The organism is Paenalcaligenes sp. Me52 (assembly GCF_050487965.1).
In the GTDB taxonomy this organism is placed as follows: Bacteria; Pseudomonadota; Gammaproteobacteria; order Burkholderiales; family Burkholderiaceae_B; genus Paenalcaligenes.
Genome location: NZ_JBKQFO010000001.1, coordinates 186,895 through 205,396, shown reverse-complemented (window position 1 = coordinate 205,396; position 18,502 = coordinate 186,895). Strand labels below are relative to the sequence as shown.

Annotated in this window: 16 protein-coding genes; 8 read left to right on the top strand and 8 right to left on the bottom strand. The window is 48.4% G+C overall.

Annotated elements, in window-relative coordinates:
- Positions 1-16: 16 nt before the first annotated feature.
- From ACLO87_RS00950 to ACLO87_RS00940, 3 genes are all read right to left on the bottom strand, one after another.
- Positions 17-628, bottom strand: coding sequence for a DUF1007 family protein (locus tag ACLO87_RS00950; RefSeq protein ID WP_430222530.1), 612 nt, complete (start codon positions 626-628; stop codon positions 17-19).
- Between the two features lie 127 nt (positions 629-755).
- Complete coding sequence (locus tag ACLO87_RS00945; protein WP_135864134.1) at positions 756-1,505, bottom strand: class I SAM-dependent methyltransferase; 750 nt, start codon at positions 1,503-1,505, stop codon at positions 756-758.
- A gap of 104 nt (positions 1,506-1,609) precedes the next feature.
- The gene (locus ACLO87_RS00940; RefSeq protein ID WP_430222529.1) at positions 1,610-2,173 is read right to left on the bottom strand and encodes a hypothetical protein; all 564 of its coding nucleotides are present in this window, start codon (positions 2,171-2,173) and stop codon (positions 1,610-1,612) included.
- 547 nt (positions 2,174-2,720) lie between these two features.
- On the opposite strand from ACLO87_RS00940, the gene ACLO87_RS00935 reads away from it, so the two are divergent.
- Positions 2,721-5,546, top strand: a complete 2,826-nt coding sequence (locus tag ACLO87_RS00935; RefSeq protein WP_430222528.1) for an autotransporter outer membrane beta-barrel domain-containing protein — start codon at positions 2,721-2,723, stop codon at positions 5,544-5,546.
- 295 nt (positions 5,547-5,841) lie between these two features.
- On the opposite strand, the gene ACLO87_RS00930 is transcribed toward ACLO87_RS00935, so the two are convergent.
- The 3 genes from ACLO87_RS00930 to ACLO87_RS00920 all read right to left on the bottom strand — a co-directional run bounded on the left by ACLO87_RS00930 (position 5,842) and on the right by ACLO87_RS00920 (position 9,564).
- Positions 5,842-6,609 (bottom strand): class I SAM-dependent methyltransferase, encoded by a 768-nt coding sequence (locus tag ACLO87_RS00930; RefSeq protein ID WP_430222527.1) that lies wholly within the window; start codon positions 6,607-6,609, stop codon positions 5,842-5,844.
- A 2-nt stretch (positions 6,610-6,611) separates the two neighbouring features.
- The gene (locus ACLO87_RS00925; protein WP_430222526.1) at positions 6,612-8,705 is read right to left on the bottom strand and encodes a TonB-dependent receptor domain-containing protein; all 2,094 of its coding nucleotides are present in this window, start codon (positions 8,703-8,705) and stop codon (positions 6,612-6,614) included.
- Positions 8,706-8,859: 154 nt separating this feature from the next.
- On the bottom strand, positions 8,860-9,564 hold the full coding sequence (locus tag ACLO87_RS00920; RefSeq protein ID WP_430222525.1) for an SDR family oxidoreductase: 705 nt from the start codon (positions 9,562-9,564) through the stop codon (positions 8,860-8,862).
- Between the two features lie 103 nt (positions 9,565-9,667).
- Between ACLO87_RS00920 and ACLO87_RS00915 the strand changes: the two genes are divergently transcribed.
- Together ACLO87_RS00915 and ACLO87_RS00910 are read left to right on the top strand one after the other, a co-directional pair.
- The gene (locus ACLO87_RS00915) at positions 9,668-10,540 is read left to right on the top strand and encodes a LysR substrate-binding domain-containing protein (protein WP_430222524.1); all 873 of its coding nucleotides are present in this window, start codon (positions 9,668-9,670) and stop codon (positions 10,538-10,540) included.
- Between the two features lie 231 nt (positions 10,541-10,771).
- Positions 10,772-11,662 carry an AAA family ATPase gene (locus ACLO87_RS00910; protein WP_135866969.1) on the top strand — a complete coding sequence of 297 codons (891 nt, stop codon included), beginning with the start codon at positions 10,772-10,774 and terminating at the stop codon, positions 11,660-11,662.
- A 14-nt stretch (positions 11,663-11,676) separates the two neighbouring features.
- On the opposite strand, the gene ACLO87_RS00905 is transcribed toward ACLO87_RS00910, so the two are convergent.
- Both ACLO87_RS00905 and ACLO87_RS00900 read right to left on the bottom strand, forming a co-directional pair.
- A complete protein-coding gene (locus tag ACLO87_RS00905; RefSeq protein WP_135863289.1) occupies positions 11,677-12,390 on the bottom strand; it encodes a FadR/GntR family transcriptional regulator in 714 nt (237 codons plus the stop codon).
- A 74-nt stretch (positions 12,391-12,464) separates the two neighbouring features.
- Positions 12,465-13,202: an SDR family NAD(P)-dependent oxidoreductase gene (locus tag ACLO87_RS00900; RefSeq protein ID WP_430222523.1), complete on the bottom strand. Its 738-nt coding sequence runs from the start codon at positions 13,200-13,202 to the stop codon at positions 12,465-12,467.
- Between the two features lie 269 nt (positions 13,203-13,471).
- Between ACLO87_RS00900 and ACLO87_RS00895 the strand changes: the two genes are divergently transcribed.
- The 5 genes from ACLO87_RS00895 to ACLO87_RS00875 all read left to right on the top strand — a co-directional run bounded on the left by ACLO87_RS00895 (position 13,472) and on the right by ACLO87_RS00875 (position 18,497).
- Positions 13,472-14,713, top strand: coding sequence for a branched-chain amino acid ABC transporter substrate-binding protein (locus ACLO87_RS00895; RefSeq protein ID WP_430222522.1), 1,242 nt, complete (start codon positions 13,472-13,474; stop codon positions 14,711-14,713).
- 131 nt (positions 14,714-14,844) lie between these two features.
- A complete protein-coding gene (locus tag ACLO87_RS00890) occupies positions 14,845-15,786 on the top strand; it encodes a branched-chain amino acid ABC transporter permease (RefSeq protein WP_135863293.1) in 942 nt (313 codons plus the stop codon).
- A gap of 4 nt (positions 15,787-15,790) precedes the next feature.
- Positions 15,791-17,008, top strand: a complete 1,218-nt coding sequence (locus ACLO87_RS00885; RefSeq protein WP_430222521.1) for a branched-chain amino acid ABC transporter permease — start codon at positions 15,791-15,793, stop codon at positions 17,006-17,008.
- Positions 17,009-17,010: 2 nt separating this feature from the next.
- Positions 17,011-17,778, top strand: a complete 768-nt coding sequence (locus ACLO87_RS00880; RefSeq protein WP_135863296.1) for an ABC transporter ATP-binding protein — start codon at positions 17,011-17,013, stop codon at positions 17,776-17,778.
- The gene (locus ACLO87_RS00875) at positions 17,775-18,497 is read left to right on the top strand and encodes an ABC transporter ATP-binding protein (RefSeq protein ID WP_135863298.1); all 723 of its coding nucleotides are present in this window, start codon (positions 17,775-17,777) and stop codon (positions 18,495-18,497) included. The genes ACLO87_RS00880 and ACLO87_RS00875 overlap by 4 nt, the downstream gene beginning before the upstream one ends.
- Positions 18,498-18,502 lie beyond the last annotated feature (5 nt).

Here is an 18,502-nt window from a genome sequence, read left to right as displayed (position 1 = left end):
CCCACAGGTGCTTTCATTATTCACAGTGTACGTGAACGGTCTCGGCAAATAGCGCACCAAATTGAGGCCCTACCTCAAGCCCACTATCAATAGCAGCTGCTTTTAAAAAGTCTTCCGTGCTGGGCTCTGGATATTGCAGCCGAACCGCACACTCAAGTGCCGAGTCGCCTTGAATACGCGGAGGGGTTTCTGGGTGCTGCTGGATTTCAATATAAAAAGACGGATCAAAAACAGCTAACTGAAGATCTGAGGTAGCCATCTTAATAGGTTGCTGCAACAGCACTGTGAAGCGTAAATGCAGCTCATCATCACGAAGATCGCCTGAAAACTGCACCACATCCCCTAAGGCTAAGATAGTCTCACCGGATTGGACGCGTAAAAAATAATTCAGCGGCTCCAGTTTATTCAGTGTCTCTTGAGCCCACGCCTCTAAGTCTAAGGCCTCGCCTGACGCCTCTCGCATTAAGTCGTCTAGCAGCACATCTGTGAGTAAGTTGTCGTAATTCCAGTGCTGCTCTATCGCCGTGACATACCCATCCGCAGACATCAAAAACGAGGTTTCTACGTAAATCCACGCATGCGGGTGTGACTGTACAGTGAAAGGCAACATACTCAATACTACGCACATCAGCCCTTTTCTACGTAGGCAGGTGCTCAGCCACTTGCACCCGCTCTGTACCCTCTGCAAAACACCCTGCATTACGCTATATACCCCTGTGTTCTTACCTATGCACCATGGTGGTGGGTGTAATCAACTACACGCTTTCAAACACAGACTCTATCTCACCATCCGCAAAAATTAGCGTGACTATATGTGAAGTGTTGTCTGCTTCTTGTATGTGTAGTTCTAAGCTATCGCCCTGCAATATCGCATGGCTAAGCTCCACTTCATGATCACCTATCCATGCTGTACCGGTGACCTCTTGGAATGTTTGCTGCAATTCTACGTAATAGGTATTGCCGTCTAAACCTTCCCACTCCCATGCTCCCTCTACCTGAGCAGGCACTATCCATTTGTAGATACTAATGCCGCTAAGCTCTAGCTCTTCGTCCGCCTTCCAATCCCCCATGCTAAACGCATGAGAAATAATACGAGCACCGGGACGCAACTCACTAAGCAAACGGGGCCGTAAATCTAGATTAACGGACTCTAGCAGGTATAAAGTCACCACTGTGGCATCGCTGATGTCAGCCGTAAAAATGCTCTCTTCTAGGAAATCCACCAGATGTTCTACTCGGGCGTGTGCTGCATTTTCCATAGCATCCGCAACACGCAATGGGTCCATTTCTATGCCTATGCCTTGCGTGCCATAGGCTCTGGCCGCAGCAATCACAATACGACCATCGCCACAACCTAAGTCGTACAGCACATCTTTGGCATTAACCCGTGCCAAGCCCAACATTTTCTTGATGACGCTGTCATCGGTAGGCACGAATGGCACATCTAGCAGGATCTCTGGCCCTGCAGACACGTCATCCAAGTCATCAATCAAGTCTCTAAACATTGGCAACACCCTATAACAACAGTGAGGCTCTTAAGACAAAAAGCATATGTACATACTAACCCCGTTCGCCGCAGAGGTTGTGCATCGTGCTGTAGTGCACTGCTTTAACGATTATAGGGACCGCTTAAGGTAAAAGTATCACTGTAGTAGCTATGATCAATTAGCAGCCAACCATCGAAGTAGCTCAGGGGCGTTAACTTAAATCCTCCGCCAAACCGAGTAGAGAGCTTAGAGGACAAAAACTCAAATGTGGCGGTAGTGTTATCTTCATAAAAGAGTTTCACACTAAACGCTGAAACCGGTTTGGTACGTAACACTAAGCTCGTTCTCTCGTCACTGTGCATCACCATATGGGGCGTCTGAAATGCAATGCCCGTAATCTTTCCTCGGTAAGCATATTTGTACCCAATCACAGGCTTATTTTCGATGTTATAGCGGGCATAGTCTTTTTCTGAATTTAAGCCCAACTGATACAGATGCGTGCTATAGCCCGCCATCAAAAAGGTCTCGTCTTCCTCCCTCGCTACCAGCCTTATACCGCGCGTTTCCTTGGTAGGCGGATTATCCATAATTTGGTCAAACTCTTCTTGCGTGGCAGGTTCTTCTGTCTTGGCTGTGTAGTCTTTTTCGTACTTAATGCCGTAAATATCATTGGCAACGTCTTTCACGAGCTCAGACGAGGGCGCGGGATGACTCCATCTCACATTGGCACAGCCCGAGACCAACAGCACAACACATACCGCAACTGCATATCTCAAAAATTTATGGTGCATCTAAGCCTCAAATTAGTCAGAAGCGTCTTGCTGGTTTCCTGCCTTTACCACCAAACACACTACACGCTGCAAGCTTCTGACAGGTACAGAGGATCTAACGATGATGTTTTGACACACCAACCGGCAAGCTCTCTAAGATTTTTTGGATGCTAAATACCGTAGCAGCATTTCCTTGCCAGTCTACAGGCGTTAACACACTTCGAAAGACATCATTATGCTTTACCAAAGAGCACCTCACCAAATATGCACGTTCTACAAAACCAATACTTACCAAGGTTAGTCCTAGTCCTTTCTTTTTATTTTCATTTATTTACTTTTCATTTTAACAAATAGTCAACTTTTGTTAAATACATTACATTATTTTTGACAAAATGAAACAAAAGATATTAAATAAATAAAACAATAATAATTCTATAGAAATGAAAAAAAGGGAACTAGTAGCATGAAATATAAACATCTATTATTTTTACCTGCGCTATCAATTTCATTATTCAATGCTGCGTTCGCAAATGAAATAGGTATTGTTAACCAAGGCCATGGTAACCACACAATACCAGAAAATAGCACCATCACCTCAAACACCAACAACTCCATAACAGGAATTACAGCTGGAAAAAATGACAAATACTCAATTTATAATAATGGTTCAATAATCGTAGATATAAAAACCACTGGAGGAATTGCTAGGGGTGTAGAAGCTGATTATGGTGGCTACATAAACTTAGGGGAAAACACAAATCTTTCCATAGTAAATTCCAGCCCAGGGCCCACTACTGGAATAGATGTATACGGCAGTAGTAACGTAGAAGCAAAAAACATAAATATCTATGTAAAATCCGAATACGAGAGCATAGGTTTATCTCTTTCCGATGATGCTTTTGTAGATATATCTGGAAACCAAAATCTTATAGAATCCTATGATGATGCCAATCATGCATTTGGTATATATGTTATAGGAGATAAAGGAAAAAAATCAGTACTTAATACTGAAAACATCATCATAAAAACAAATGGCACTGGAATAAATTCAGAAGGTGAAAGCGAACTGAATCTCCGAAAAAAAACCGTTATTAATTCCGTAGCTGGTGGCATTGAATCCTTAGGTGGAAACAACTCAAACTCAGAAAAAGGATCAATAATTAATGCAGATTCAGTAGATATCAAAACCACAGAAACCAGATCCTTTATTGGAAGCTCTACAGGAGGATTGTTTTCACTTTTAGGTGGAAAAATAACAGTAGGCGATTCCAGTAAAATAGAAACAGAAAACATGCATGGTTTGTATGCCACTACATACATAGGGTTTGAAACCCCAACCAAACCCACTGAAATTAACTACATGGGTAGTGCATCTAACAGAAATACAGTTCATGTTAATGGACAAACCGGCGCGACAGCATTTGGCAATGAGTCCGTCATCAACATACACAATACTGACGTACACGCCCATGCTAAAAATGGAAACATCGCTGGAATAAGAGCAGTAAATGGTGGTGCTGTTAATCTAGAAAACACATCTATCACTGTTTCAGATAAAGACACAGACTACTCTAGTATTGCTGCCGTACTATCCAGCAATAGCAACTCGACGATACAGATCTCTGGCAATACCTACATTGATGCCGAAGAAACCAAAAATAAACTAGCATTAAGATCTGACGGGGAAAATTCCAAAATATCTGTAGAAGGAAAAGCCAAAATAATTGGTAATATGCTTTCAAAAGGGGATAACTCATCTATAGATATAAACCTAAGAGACCAGTCCACCATAATTGGAGCTTCCTCTATAGATAGATCCTATCAAGATGGAAAAATAAGAGTATCGCTAGATAATAGCTCTTGGCTTATGACAGGAGACTCAGAAGTAACCTCCTTAACCCTAGCGCAAAACTCTGTCCTTAACCTTAGTAACTCTTTTGATAATGGTAATAATTTACTTGTACAAGAAGATTACAAAGGAAATGGCGGCACAATCATCTTTAATGGCGCTCTAGCCGGAGATAACTCTCCTATAGACCATCTTACAGTGAATGGTAATACATCCGGAGAAACCTATGTAAAAGTGAACGAGCTAGGTGGAAAAGGAGCTCAAACAGTTGAAGGTATTGAAATCATTCAAATCCATGGTGATTCAAATGGAATTTTTCACCAAGATGGCCGAATCGTAGCAGGCCTATACGATTACCACTTGGTAAAAGGCAATGAAACAAATACTGCCAACTGGTATCTCACATCATCACCTACACCTATTACACCAGAGGAGCCCACTCTTCCACCAAGTACATCTCCTACATTACGCCCCGAGGTAGGCAGTTATATCAACAACCTGTATCAAGCCAGCACATTATTTGATTTGCGTCTGCATGATCGATACGCACATACCCCGTATATTGACCCTTTCACTGGTGAGGAAAAAGTAACAAGTCTATGGATACGTAATCTTGCAGGTCACACCAACTCCAAAGCAGGACGTAGTCAGCTGAAAACTAAGAGCGATCGTTATGCAGTCCAAATTGGTGGTGATGTTGCACAATGGTCTAGTGCACAAGGCCGTTATCATATAGGTGTTATGGCGGGCTACGGTAGCGTTAGCAACTCAACACGAAACCAGAATAATGGGCATCGATCAAAAGCCAACGTTGATGGTCACAGCATCGGTGTGTATGGAACATACTATGCAAACAATGATAGTCAAAATGGTTTATACATAGACACATGGGCCCAATACAACTGGTTTAAAAACCGCGTTAAAGGCGATAATCTTGGTCGTGAGAAATATGATTCTAAGGGCTTAAATGTGTCGGTAGAAACAGGTTACACGCTACCAATCACAAATCCTCAACACAGCAGCAATGAAAGTACATGGCACCTACAACCAAAAGCACAGATAACGTACTTTGGTGTAAAAATGGACAATCACACTGAAGAAAATGGAACAAAAGTATATGGAAAAGGGCAAAACAATATAAGAACTCGATTAGGAATAAGGTTCTTTATTGGAGAAAGCTCATCCCCATATGAACAGTTACAGTCTAAGGTGTATCCATTTATCGAAGCGAACTGGATTAATAACAGCAAACGATATGGTGTCTCAATGGATAACGAAACCATCTATAGTGATGGAAGTAGAAATATTGGTGAAATAAAAGTTGGATTCGATAGCCAAATAACGAAAAGCACGAAGGTCCTGTTTAATGTTTCTCAGCAATTTGGCAGTAATGGATTTAGAGATACACAAGGAATACTAGGTATAAACTATCTTTTCTAATCCCTCACTTTATAGATAGAGAATTTTTTTAATCTTGTAGAAAATCCGAATCCCTTCTAAATACTAGCACCACGATGTATGCTGATCTACTCAGACATCGTGGTGCTAAAACGTACTGAAATCCCTAACAGGGTTTCTTATCTCTTACTGCCACCTACAAGACTGAAGAATAATTATTTATTGCTGCAGTGCCGTCAGCAAAGTATCACCTGCCTCTAAGTCAAACACAGCTTGTATGCAATCTATTACAAACGATAAGCTAGCCTGACTAAAAGCGATATATATTCCCCTTATATCAAGCAGCAGCGGCCTGAATCACATAATCAAAACCATGCCGTAACCCGCCTTCTTGCGCCACGAAGCGAAGCGCACGCTGACGTAGATCAGCGATGTGTTCGGTCATTGCTAAGGCTAAGCCCCGGTCTTTAAATCGCTGGGTACGTGCCGCGCACATATCCAACTGACCATTCACGAAGTTAGCCCCATAGCGTATGGCAAACTGCTGTACTTCTACAGGCTTGAAATTAGCCTGACGCAACTGACGCAACACCCATTCCAACGGATATTCGCGGTAAGGTCGCTCATCTGCCAGCAATAAGCATGCATCGCGTAAGCGCCCTATTTCGGTGACTAACTTTCCGGCCTCATCATCCGCTTCGTACGGCACGTAAGGGTTAAGACCAATCACGTACAGCGTTCCACGCGTTAACTGCCGTAAGCGTGGGAACAGCTGATCTTGCCAGTAGGGAGCAAAGCCCTCTATCGCCCCCAGCAAGTAGTCTGCTAACACCGTGTCAAATTGCTCGTTGGCCAACAGCTCTGCATTCATCCAGTTATCCACCAACAAGCGATCTTGCTCTCTGGTGTGATAAATGGGGGACTGCCGAATCTGACGTGCCATGCTTTCTGCGCCGGTAATCGCTGTCCAACTGCTGCTATCTATGGACTGCAACCACCGCATAGAGCCTAGCCCTGTACCAGCATCCAGCACATTTCCCCATGGGGTTTGGGCCTGCAATTCAGTGACTTTTCGGTAGAGTAAACCAATGCTGGGGGTAGTCATGTTTAGAACTCCATCCGTACGCCAGCGACCACATTACGCCCCGCCAAAGGAGCGGCTCTGGAAATGAAGGAGGTATGGTTGTAGCCCAGTCTGTTGAACAAGTTATGACCTTTTATATAGAACTCGTAGGTGTTACCCGCCAATTTGGTTTTGTAGCTTACACCCGCACCAAACATAGCGTAACCAGCGGTGCGACTTTCATAGTCAGCAATACGATTCTGGCTGAAATGCTGGGTGTAGTTCAAGTAAGCCTGCCAATTATTCCATGTGAAATCGGTGCGTACCCCCACTCTAGCTGCCGGAATACGTGCTAACGAGCCACCATGATGACGTAAGCTACCACGCACATAATCCCCGTATAAAGTAGCCTTCACAATAGGATTGAACTGGTAAGAAGCCTCGGCCTCTAGCCCCGTGAAACGCGCGTCGTTTTGGGTGTACTGAATCAGTCGGAAGTCTTCATACTGATCCAGTGTTTTAGCGTAGATGTAGTTTTTGATATCGCTGTGGAAAAGGTTCACTGCAAACTGTGCTGCACCTTCTGTTTTGCGTAAGCCCAAATCAATGCTGTGACTGGTTTCCTTTTTAAGGTCCTGATTACCCAACTCATAGGTCAACGTCGCAAAGTGCACCCCTCTTGCATAGAGCTCTTGAGCATTAGGCATACGTTGTGAACGCGAGAGCGATAGTGACGCTACATAGTCTGGCGCAAAGGCCCATGACACACCCGCCGAGAACGACGCTGCCTGATCGCTATAGCGATTCAGTGGGCGTCTGACTGACTGTGTCTCTGGCTTAATCGTCTGCCACTCATAGCGCCCGCCCAACTCAAACCGCAGAGCATCCCATTCATAGCTTTCCAGCATAAACACCCCTGTACTGTGTGTTTTGCTAGGGGGAATAAAGTTCTCGCTGCCACCTACTGACTTGAAATTAGACTTAGATGCCTGTACACCCACTACGCCCGTTAATCCCATCCACGGCTTATGTTGCAGCTCGATACGGCCATCGTAACCACGGTTAGTAAAGCGTGTACCCGTTACACCATCATCACGTTCATCGTGTCGGTAGTCGGTATAACCTGCTCTGAAACGCACGCTCTCAAAACCAGGTAAGGGGTTATCTAACTCGCCGCGCAGATCAAAACGGTCGCTACGCAATACGGCATTCGTTTGATGATCGTGCTCATGATCATGGTCGTGATCGTGTCCGCCGTGGTCATGCCCATGTCCGTGATCATGGCCGTGTCCTCCACAATGCAGCGATGAACCATGCGGGTGGCAATCCTCGTATTCATGCGTATGACCTGGCAAACCGTACTTGTCATAGCGATAAGAATAGGCTGCACCGATGTAACCCCTATCACCGATGAACGACACCCCTAAACTCATGTTGTCGCTTAAGGTATTGGAGTTCTCAACGCGCTTGTCTTTCCAATGCGGGACACGGTAATCCTTGCCCTCGCTGTGGTTGGCATTCAACTGCACCACCACAGAACCCGTACTGCCGGTTAGCGATATGGCTTCAGCATTACCTTTATCGACGGTACTACCTTGCAGCTGAATACGTCCAGAAAAGGCTTTTTCAGGAATCGCTGTGGGAATCTTGTTATCCACGATATTCACCACACCACCAATCGCCCCACCACCGTACAACAGAGCTGATGGGCCACGCAGTACTTCTATGCGTTCTGCAGAAAAGATATCTGCAGGAATGGCATGGTCTGGTGATACCGCTGACGCATCCATGAACTCTACCCCGTCACTCAATACTTTGACGCGCGGTGCTGTTTGTCCACGAATCACAGGGCGGCCCGCTCCAGCACCAAAGGTATCGCTGTGAATACCAGGCGACTGTGCCAGCACGTTGCCCAAAGTATCTGCTGCGTTAACCGACAACAGGTCATGCGTCTCTACGACGGTGATCGCGCCAACCGCCTGATTAAGCTCTGTGTTCAGGGGCAACGCAGAAATACGTATGGTACTTAACGTCGGGACGCCGCCATGCGCTGCATCGTCATCATGAGCCAAGGCTAACTGGGCACTGCCCACACTCAGCATTAAGCTGAGGCTAAGAGGTTTGAGAGGGAATTTCATAAGCCACATGTAAAGGTAAGGTCTGAAATGAAATGTTATGTTATAACATAACAACCAATAACCATTACTATTCCAATACACGCCGTACTGATTTGTAGGTGCTAAAAACAAACAAGGCACCATTTGGTGCCTTGTTTGTTCATGCTGTCATCACTCAAATAGATCGGGTGATCCCGCCGTCTACCCTAATATTTTGACCCGTGATGTAGCCCGCATCATCCGATAACAAGAATGAAATGGTGCCCGCGATTTCTTCTGCTTTGCCATAGCGCTGCATGGGTACGCTGTCACGTCTGGCATCGGTAGCAGGCAAGCTGTCTATCCACCCTGGCAACACGTTATTCATACGTATATTCTGCGCCGCATAGGTATCGGTAAAGATCTTGGTAAAGCTGGCTAAACCTGCGCGCATCACCGCAGAAGTAGGGAACATGTCTGAAGGCTCAAAAGCCCAGGCAGTAGAAATATTCACAATCGCCCCTTTACCCTGCTTTTGCATGATAGGCACCACTAAACGCGTGGCACGCACAGCATTCAGAAAATAGACGTCCATGCCTTTGTGCCAATCTTCGTCACTCAGATCCAAAATGGGTGCACGCGGGCCATGGCCTGCTGAGTTTACCAACGCATCAATACGCCCCCAACGCTGCATGGCTAACTCTACCAAACGGTGTAAATCATCCTGCGACTGGTTAGAACCCGTTACCCCAATTCCGCCCAGTTCCTTGGCTAGCGCCTCACCTTTTCCTGAGGAAGACAAAATCGCTACGGCATACCCATCACTGGCTAAACGTCTAGCAGTGGCTGCGCCCATACCTGAACCACCGGCAGTAATCAGTGCTACTTTTTCTACAGACATGATCTACTCCTAAAAACAGTTTATGGGTTTATTATCAATCGGTAGCGACTAATTTTCTAACGATAAATACACGCACTATCCTGTAGAAAAACTACTGCCTTATATGTCTACCAACCGACGCAAACTCCCCCCACTAAATGCGCTACGTGCGTTTGAAGTTGCAGGCCGACGCCTAAACTTTAGAGCGGCCGCTGATGAGTTGGGCGTGACACAAGGCGCCGTCGCGCAACAAGTGCGTGCCTTAGAAGCTCATGTAGGCGCAAGTCTGTTTCAACGCTTGCCACGAGGCTTAGCCTTAACCTCGGCAGGAGCCAATTATTTAAGCGACATTAGCCATGCGTTTGACACGCTCGCGCAGGCTACAGAAAGGCTCACTCATCGCCCAGACAGAGTCACCATCAGCGTGACTCCTACCATTGCGGCCAAACTATTGATCCCCCGCTTGGCGCATCTCTATACAGCTTTACCGCAGGTAGAGCTGCAAACCATTGCCACCGATGCCCTCTCGGATTTTGATAGAGACCAAGTGGACATTGCCATACGCTTAACGCCACGAGCTATTCCCGCCGCACTAGAGGCTGAGCTGTTATTTCATCAAGAGCTAATTGCTGTTGCTAGCCCGCAGTTAGCACTGCCGCAACCACCACCGTTATCTGCCGAACAATTAGCGAGCTTGCCCTTATTGCATGACGCACACGATCGCTGGCCTACCTTTCTGAACAGGAACGGCCGTCTACCAGGCACCGTCTTCAACCAAACGGCTTTAGCCATCGACGCTGCATTAGGCGGCCAAGGCGTAGCCCTCACCAGCAAAGCTTTTGTCGCTGACGATTTAAAAACAGGCCGATTAATCCCCTTAAGCGAACACCACATCACCCTGCCTGCTTCGTACTACTTACTGCGTAAACGTTCATCAGCACGCCCTAAAGCAGTAGAAGCCGTTTGGAACTGGTGCCTACAACAATTCCAGCAGTAAACGTCTAAGTACGTGAACTCATGTACCAGCGTGCAAACCACTTTGCACAACCCTCAGAAGCTGCTTATACTAAATTTCATGACACTGACTACCCGCTCCTTCATTTACATCCAGACTATTCGCCCCAAAACGGCGGGTTAGCGGGTGGGCACCACTATTGCACAAAACCCGCCCAACTAGGCGGGTTTTTTTATCCCTACAGGGATTGGTTTTTCATCAAGGAACAGCACTATGACTTCTGCTAACACAACATCCGCCCCCTCCCGCGCGATGCTGCATTTCATTTGCGGAAAAATCGGCTCTGGCAAGTCTACGCTTGCCGCACAACTGGCTGCTGCTCCCCACACCATTTTGCTGAATGAAGACCAATGGCTTTCGACGCTTTACCCCGACAGCATCAAAACCATTACTGACTATGCTCGCTGCGCAGGGCTGTTGCGCACTGCAATCACCCCGCACATTCAACAGCTACTTGCTGCAGGTATTTCCGTGGTCCTGGACTTCCCTGCCAACACGCTGGCTAGCCGTGCATGGATGAAATCGTTGTGTGACACCACTTCTACTCCACACCTACTGCACTTTTTGGACCTGCCAGACGACGTTTGCAAAGCACGGCTACACCAACGTAATGCCTCTGGCACACACCCGTACCAAACCTCAGAAGCAGAGTTTGATGCCATCAGCAGCTATTTCGTAGCACCTACCGAAGAAGAAGGTTTTTTGGTACAGCGTTACAACGCTAACAACACACCAGAGGTTCCACGAGTACACCGTGTAGTTGCAAGTCATCACAGCGAATTCCCAGACCCCATCTCTTTTACTAAAGGCACAACACTGACGGTAGGGGCGAAATACGCTGGCCCCGAAGGATGGGATAACTGGTTTTTCTGCACACTGCCCACACACAGTGGTGGTTGGGTACCTAGTCAAATTATCGACAGAAACGAAGAGTCTCCGTCTCAAGGCATAGCACTAGAAGACTACACAGCCCAAGAGTTGAACGTCAAAATCGGCGAAATTATCACCGTAATCAAAGAGCTGAATGGGTGGATGTGGTGCAAAAGTCTGCACAGTCAGCAAAGCGGCTGGGTGCCTGCCGCTTCGCTTGCGCCCATTATGTAAGAGAACAGAAAGCCTTAGGCTTTGATGTACGTACGTAACCGCTCTGCTGCATTGCGTAGATGACGCTCTGCAGCGGCAGCGGCAGCTTCTGGGTCGCGCTGCTCTATGGCCTGAATAATGGCCTGATGCTCAGCCTGCACATCTTCAATCAAATCTTGATGGTATTGCGCTGTATGACTACGCGCTTGGCGTATTAATCGTCGCACATGCTGCTCTAAATACTCATTGAGCGTGATGAAGTGCGGATTATGCGTAGCATCCACAATTGCTTGGTGAAACGCGTAGTCTTCCTCGTCGCCCAACTGATCACACGCAATGGCATATTCCATGCCTATTAAGGCTTTGCGTATCTTTTTTAGGTCAGCGGCAGTATGTCGCTCTGCCGCATGCTTAGCAGCTGCCACCTCAATCGCCACCAATAGTTCTATGACATGCTCAAGACTAGTCAGGTCACCCAGAGTAGCGCCTGACATGTCCAAACTGAACATACGACGTTCACCGCGTGCATTCACAAATACACCCTTACCTTGCTGTGAATGCACTAAGCCTTCCGACTTTAACTGTGACAATGCCTCACGCACGACGGAACGGCTTACCCCGAAGCGCTCTTGCAACTGCGCTTCACTGGGCAATTTTTGATCGGCAACAAAATGGCCAGCTTCTATTTCCTGCCGTATCCACGTCACGATGGGCGTGGAGTATGCAATGCTTTGTTTATGCCCTGCCATAGTGGTCAAACAATCCTGATCTGTGTAGGTAATGTATGAAACTCCGCCAGTATAACGAGACTGGCGGCCCAGCGTTACACCATGTACAACCCACCGTTCACATGGATGGTTTCACCCGTCACAAACGACGCCAAATCAGAACACAAAAATAGAATTACATCGGCCACTTCTTGCGCTGTACCAAAGCGTTTCAAGGGCGTAGAAGCTAATAAGGCTTGGCCTTTTTCTTGCAGTAAATCACGCGTCATTGCGGTTTCGATAATACCGGGGGCGACGCAATTCACACGTGTGCGTGGTGCCAACTCTAAGGCCAAGCTTTTACTAAAGCTGGTCACCGCGCCTTTAGAGGCGGAGTAATGCGCGTGTGCATAACTGCCACGATGACCCGCCATAGACGACAAGTTCACAATATTGCTGCGCTCTGACAAGTACGGCATCACGGCCTGACACATATAGAAGGTGCCATCCAGATTAATCTGCATCAATTGACGCCATTGCTCTGCACTCATCTCGGCGACTTTAGATTCGGGATAAATACCCGCTGAATGCACCAAGGAATCAATGCAGCCAAATTGCGCCGCCACAGCTTTTGCCAACGCTTGGCATGACTGCTGCGAACTCACATCTGCTGCATAACGCGCCGCCATACCACCTTGTTCGCGTATCTCTTGTTCCAGTTTTTCCAGTGCATCGGCATCGCGATCACACAGCGCAATTTGCGCGCCAGCTTGTGCCAGACGCAAGGCTAAAGCACGCCCAATTCCACCGGCCGCACCAGTAATTAACACCGTTTTTTTCTCTAGCCCCAGCATAGATCCTCCTCGTATTCGGGTTTATACCTATAAGAGCAACCTATTGATTTAAAACGAACTAATCGCGATTACTGCGTTTCTTGATCAATGCTCGTTGACACTCTTTTTGTTGCTGATATAGTATTTTTCAATCGTCTGACAAGCATATCAAACTTATCAGACAAGTTACATAAAAATTATCCTTTGTGACGGATATTCCTAAACCAATATCTTTCCCACACGAAGGCCGCGCCACATGCGAATTCTTTTCGGAGAATGGAGAGCAAACGATGAAACTGAAACACCTGACACTAACGCTAGCCGTTACTGGGTTGAGTAGCTTGGCTACTGCACAAGCCGCACCACTCAAAATTGCTTTAGTGGAAACACTGTCTGGCCCTCAAGCGTCTACCGGTCTGCTGTACCGTACCGCTGTGAAATACGAGTTGGACAAAATCAACCAAGCTGGTGGCTGGAACGGTGAAGCCATCGAGATCATGGAATACGACAACCAAGGCGGTCCTGCTGGTGCGTCGGACAAAGTGAAAGCCGCAATTGCTGATGGCGCTGACATCATCATCCAAGGCTCTTCCTCCGCGGTTTCTGGTCAAATCACCGAAGACATCCGCAAACACAACATCCGTAATCGTGGCAAAGAAGTGCTGTACCTGAACATGGGCGGCGAAGCACTAGAGCTGACAGCAGACAAGTGTCACTTCTATCATTTCCGCTTCACGACCAACGCCCCTATTCGTGTGAAAACACTGGTTAACGCCATGCAAGAAGACGGCGTTCTGGGCTCCAAAGTCTATGCCATGAACCAGAACTACTCATGGGGTGGCGACATGGAATACGCGACCGAGCAACAAGCGGCCGCTAACAACTACACCGTGGTAGAAAAAACGCTGCACGATGTAAACCGTATTCAAGACTTCGCACCGTACGCTAACCGCATCAAAAACAGCGGCGCTGAGACTGTGATTACTGGTAACTGGTCTAACGACTTGCTGTTGCTGATGAAAGCCACACGCGACGCTGGCTTGAAAATCCGCTTTGGTACCGTGTTCTTGGATCAGCCCGGCAACATCGCCAACGCCGGGGATTTGGCTCTGGGTCACTACATTTCCCACGCGTTCAACGTGGAAGCCAATGACGCCACTAAAGCTTTTGCCGAGGACTACAAAGCAGTCACTGGTCACTACCCTACTTACGTAGAGCCACAAACCGTATTTGGCATCCAAATGTTGGGCGAAGCACTGCGCAACACATCACCCAATGCCGACGGCAAAATGGATGCCACTCAGTTGGCACTGAATTTGGAAAACGTCACACTGACGGGCCCACTGGGTGAGATCGCTATTCGCGCTGACGATCACCAAGTCATGCTGCCTATCGTGGTATCCCAAGTGTCACGTGATGCTGAATACAAAGTAGACGGCACCGACATGGGCTTTAGCGTGGTCAAACTCTTTACGGGTGCAGAAGCAGTTAACCCCGTAGAGCAAACCTGCTCCATGAAGCGTCCTTCCTAATCGCTGTTCCTATACGCCAGCCACGCAGTAATGGCTGGCGTCTTCACCTCTATAGTCTCTAGCCCCTGATAGCTCTACCTATTGCGCTTGGCAGAGTCTATACATACAACCTAGGCAAAAAAGGCATACGCATGGAGTTTTTTGTTGTGTCCCTGCTGAACGGTAGCATCTACGGATTGCTATTGTTCATGGTCTCCGCCGGCCTGACCCTTATTTTCGGCATGATGGGCGTTCTGAACTTCGCCCATACCTCTTTCTACATGGTTGGCGCCTATTTGGCCTACACCTTGCAGAAGTACATAGGCTACTGGCCTGCAATCGTAATCGCCCCCATTTTGGTTGGGCTGATCGGTGCATTTGTGGAGCGCTACATGCTGCGCCGCGTGCACCAATACGGACATGGTCACCAGTTGCTGCTGACTTTCGGTGTGTCATTCATCATCACCGAAATCATCAAACTGTTTTACGGTAACTACCCTGTGGATTACCGCGTACCCGAAGCGTTGAACTTCTCAGCGTTCAGCATTTTCGGTACGAACTACCCCTTCTACCGCCTGTTAATCGGTGCAACATCCTTGCTGATGTTTGCTCTGATCTATCTGCTGTTGACCCGCACCCGCGTTGGGATTGTGGTGCGTTCCGCCATCTACAAACCTCGCATGGGTGAGGCTCTGGGCCACAACGTACCTATGGTATTCATGGGCGTATTCGCTGTGGGTGCTGGTTTGGCTGGCCTGGCTGGTGCCGTGGCCGGTGCGTTCTACACCACTAACCCAAACATGGCGCTGGAACTAGGCGTACTGGTGTTTGTGGTGGTGGTTGTAGGGGGGCTGGGTTCCCTGGGCGGCGCCATGCTGTCTTCCCTCATCATCGGTTTGGTGTCGTCTTTTGCCGTGGGCATAGATTGGAGCCTTGCCGACCTGTTCAATCTGGTTGGTCTGGGTGAATGGGCTCGCGCTACCGGTGGTCTACTCACACTGAAAGTTTCTTCCATGGCAGCCACGATTCCCTTCTTGCTCATGCTACTGGTGTTATTGATCCGTCCGTCGGGCCTGATGGGAAATAGGGAGTAATACGGTGAAACGCGTTTTTCTGTTTGTCGTGCTGATCGTCGCGCTTGCGCTAGCACCTTCTTACCTCACTCCTGCCCTGTTAAATGCTGCCATTCAGATGCTGATCGCTGTGTTGTTTGCGACGGCCTTTAATGTGCTGGCAGGCCAAGGCGGCATGCTGTCATTTGGTCACGCTGCCTACTTCGCCATCGGTACTTTTGCCACCATTCACGCCATGAATGCAGTGGACGGTATGGGCTTGCTGCCTACTCCTTTGCTGCCATTACTGGGCGCATTGGCCGGCTGTTTGCTAGGCATTGTGGCGGGTTGGTTCTCTACCCAGCGCAGCGGTGTGTACTTCTCTATGATCACCTTAGCGCTGGCTGAACTGTTGCACGCTCTGGCTCCACACCTTAAAGGGGTGTTTGGTGGTGAAGGTGGTGTATCCGCTATGCGTATGCCTGCATGGGGCTTTGACTTCGGTACCTCTACCGAGGTGTATTACCTAACTCTGGTCTGGGCGCTGATTGCTATCGCTCTGCTGTTCTACTTCACTCGCACCCCCTTAGGTCGCTTGTGTAACGGCTTGCGCGAAAACACCAATCGCCTGCGCTTCTTGGGCTACAACGTGCACCGTCTGCGTGTGATGGTATTCACTATCTCTGCCACCTTTGCAGGTCTGGCCGGTGGTTTGCAGGCCATGCACAACGAAGCAGCCAACTACGTGCTGTTCGACATGACACTGTCTACCCAAGCTGTACTGTTCTCGTACATCGGTGGTATTGCTAGTTTCTTTGGCCCCGCCCTAGGCGCTGCCGTCATGAGCTTCTTCGGTTATGCCGTCTCTGACCTGACTCGCTCATGGTTACTGTACCAAGGCATCATCTTCGTGTTGGTCATGATGTTCTTGCCTGCGGGTCTGTTCAGCATTCTGCAATGGTGGCAACGCAGCAGTCTGCGTCACAACATGCTCGTACTCATCGGTGCGCTACTGGTGTGGACACTGGGTGTAGTAGCTGGTGGTGCCGGGATTGTGATCATCGTTGAGCTACTAGGCCGCATTCTCAGCCCCGACTACCACGTCGCAGCCAATATGGATTGGCCTGCTATCCAGTTGTTTGGACAAGCGTGGGTACCTAATGCCGTCATGACATGGGTATGGCCTGTATTGCTGGTCATCCTTGGCGTCATCATTACTACGACCATGACACGTAAATGGCAAGCCATGAACGAGGAACAATAGCCATGACGTCTACTGCTCATTCCCCTATCCTGACTATCAAGGATTTGCATAAATCCTTTGGTGAGTCACATATCATGCGCGGCGTTAACCTGACGCTGGAAAAAGGCGAACGCCACGCGATTATTGGTCCTAACGGTGCAGGCAAGTCCACACTGTTTCACCTGATCTCAGGGTTGTTGCGCCCTAGTAGCGGCACCATCCAATTGGATTCCCGCCCTATTCAGGGCATGGATCCACAACGTATTAACCGCCTAGGGTTAGCGCGCTCTTTTCAGATCACTAACGTGTTTCCTGGCCTCAGCGTATTTGAAAACCTGCGCTTAGGTGTGATGCGCCGTCACAAGTTGGACTACAACTTCTGGCGTCCTGCCTCACGTGCTAAAGCAGTGACTGCTGAAGTCGATGTATTACTTGAAAACGTGCGTCTAAGCGCCCACCGCGACACACTGGCTGGCGAGTTGAGCTATTCCGAACAACGTTCGTTGGAAATCGGTATTGCCCTAACGTCTGACCCTAGCGTGCTGCTGTTGGATGAGCCCATGGCCGGTATGTCCCGCGAGGAAACCGACTACACCACAGGCCTCATTAAAGAGCTTAGCCAAGGTCGTAGCCTCATGATCGTAGAACACGATATGGATGTGGTGTTCTCGTTAAGCGACCGCATCAGTGTGCTGGTGTACGGGCAAATTATTGCCACTGGCACACCCGAAGAAATCCGCAACAACAAACTCGTACAAGAAGCCTATTTGGGTACGGAGGTACAGGCATGAGTACAGCCCAATCCCCTCTATTGCGTGTGCAAGACTTGCACGCCCACTACGGCAAAAGCCACATCCTTCATGGCGTGAGCTTTGAAGTGCAACAAGGTGAAGTGCTGAGCCTGCTAGGTCGTAACGGTACAGGTCGTTCCACCACACTCAAAGCCATCATGGGCATGTTGACGCCCACCTCTGGCAACGTGGTGTTGGATGGCCAAGAGCTGGCAGGCAAACCCGCCTACCAAATCGCTCGTGCAGGTATCGCTTATGTACCTGAAGAGCGCGACATTTTTGCCAACCTTACCGTAGACGAAAACTTGCTAATGGGCATACAACCCAAGCGTGCCAACGCACCGGTGTGGAATGTAGAGCAAATGTTCGACTACTTCCCTCGTCTTAAAGAGCGTCGCAACACTCTGGCCGGCAACTTATCCGGCGGTGAACAGCAAATGCTCACCATTTGTAGATCATTGTTGGGCAACCCTCGCCTGATCTTGGTGGATGAGCCTACTGAAGGCCTGGCGCCCAAGATTGTAGAAGTGGTGGGCGAAGCACTTGCCGACATTAACAAACGTGGCGTCTCCATTATTTTGGTAGAGCAAAAGCTCACCATCGCGATGAAGATTTCATCCAGCGTCTGCGTGTTGGGTCACGGTGCTGTGGTGTTCCGTGGCACACCAGATGCTTTGCTAGGCGATGCCCAGCTCTTGAAAAACTGGTTGGCCGTATGAGCGAT

Bases quoted from the DNA above. Each gene is read 5' to 3' on its own strand.
- ACLO87_RS00950 (WP_430222530.1), bottom strand. From the start codon at position 628: ATGTGCGTAGTATTGAGTATGTTGCCTTTCACTGTACAGTCACACCCG.
- ACLO87_RS00945 (WP_135864134.1), bottom strand. From the start codon at position 1,505: ATGTTTAGAGACTTGATTGATGACTTGGATGACGTGTCTGCAGGGCCA.
- ACLO87_RS00935 (WP_430222528.1), top strand. From the start codon at position 2,721: ATGAAATATAAACATCTATTATTTTTACCTGCGCTATCAATTTCATTA.
- ACLO87_RS00930 (WP_430222527.1), bottom strand. From the start codon at position 6,609: ATGACTACCCCCAGCATTGGTTTACTCTACCGAAAAGTCACTGAATTG.
- ACLO87_RS00925 (WP_430222526.1), bottom strand. From the start codon at position 8,705: ATGAAATTCCCTCTCAAACCTCTTAGCCTCAGCTTAATGCTGAGTGTG.
- ACLO87_RS00920 (WP_430222525.1), bottom strand. From the start codon at position 9,564: ATGTCTGTAGAAAAAGTAGCACTGATTACTGCCGGTGGTTCAGGTATG.
- ACLO87_RS00915 (WP_430222524.1), top strand. From the start codon at position 9,668: ATGTCTACCAACCGACGCAAACTCCCCCCACTAAATGCGCTACGTGCG.
- ACLO87_RS00910 (WP_135866969.1), top strand. From the start codon at position 10,772: ATGACTTCTGCTAACACAACATCCGCCCCCTCCCGCGCGATGCTGCAT.
- ACLO87_RS00905 (WP_135863289.1), bottom strand. From the start codon at position 12,390: ATGGCAGGGCATAAACAAAGCATTGCATACTCCACGCCCATCGTGACG.
- ACLO87_RS00900 (WP_430222523.1), bottom strand. From the start codon at position 13,202: ATGCTGGGGCTAGAGAAAAAAACGGTGTTAATTACTGGTGCGGCCGGT.
- ACLO87_RS00895 (WP_430222522.1), top strand. From the start codon at position 13,472: ATGAAACTGAAACACCTGACACTAACGCTAGCCGTTACTGGGTTGAGT.
- ACLO87_RS00890 (WP_135863293.1), top strand. From the start codon at position 14,845: ATGGAGTTTTTTGTTGTGTCCCTGCTGAACGGTAGCATCTACGGATTG.
- ACLO87_RS00880 (WP_135863296.1), top strand. From the start codon at position 17,011: ATGACGTCTACTGCTCATTCCCCTATCCTGACTATCAAGGATTTGCAT.
- ACLO87_RS00875 (WP_135863298.1), top strand. From the start codon at position 17,775: ATGAGTACAGCCCAATCCCCTCTATTGCGTGTGCAAGACTTGCACGCC.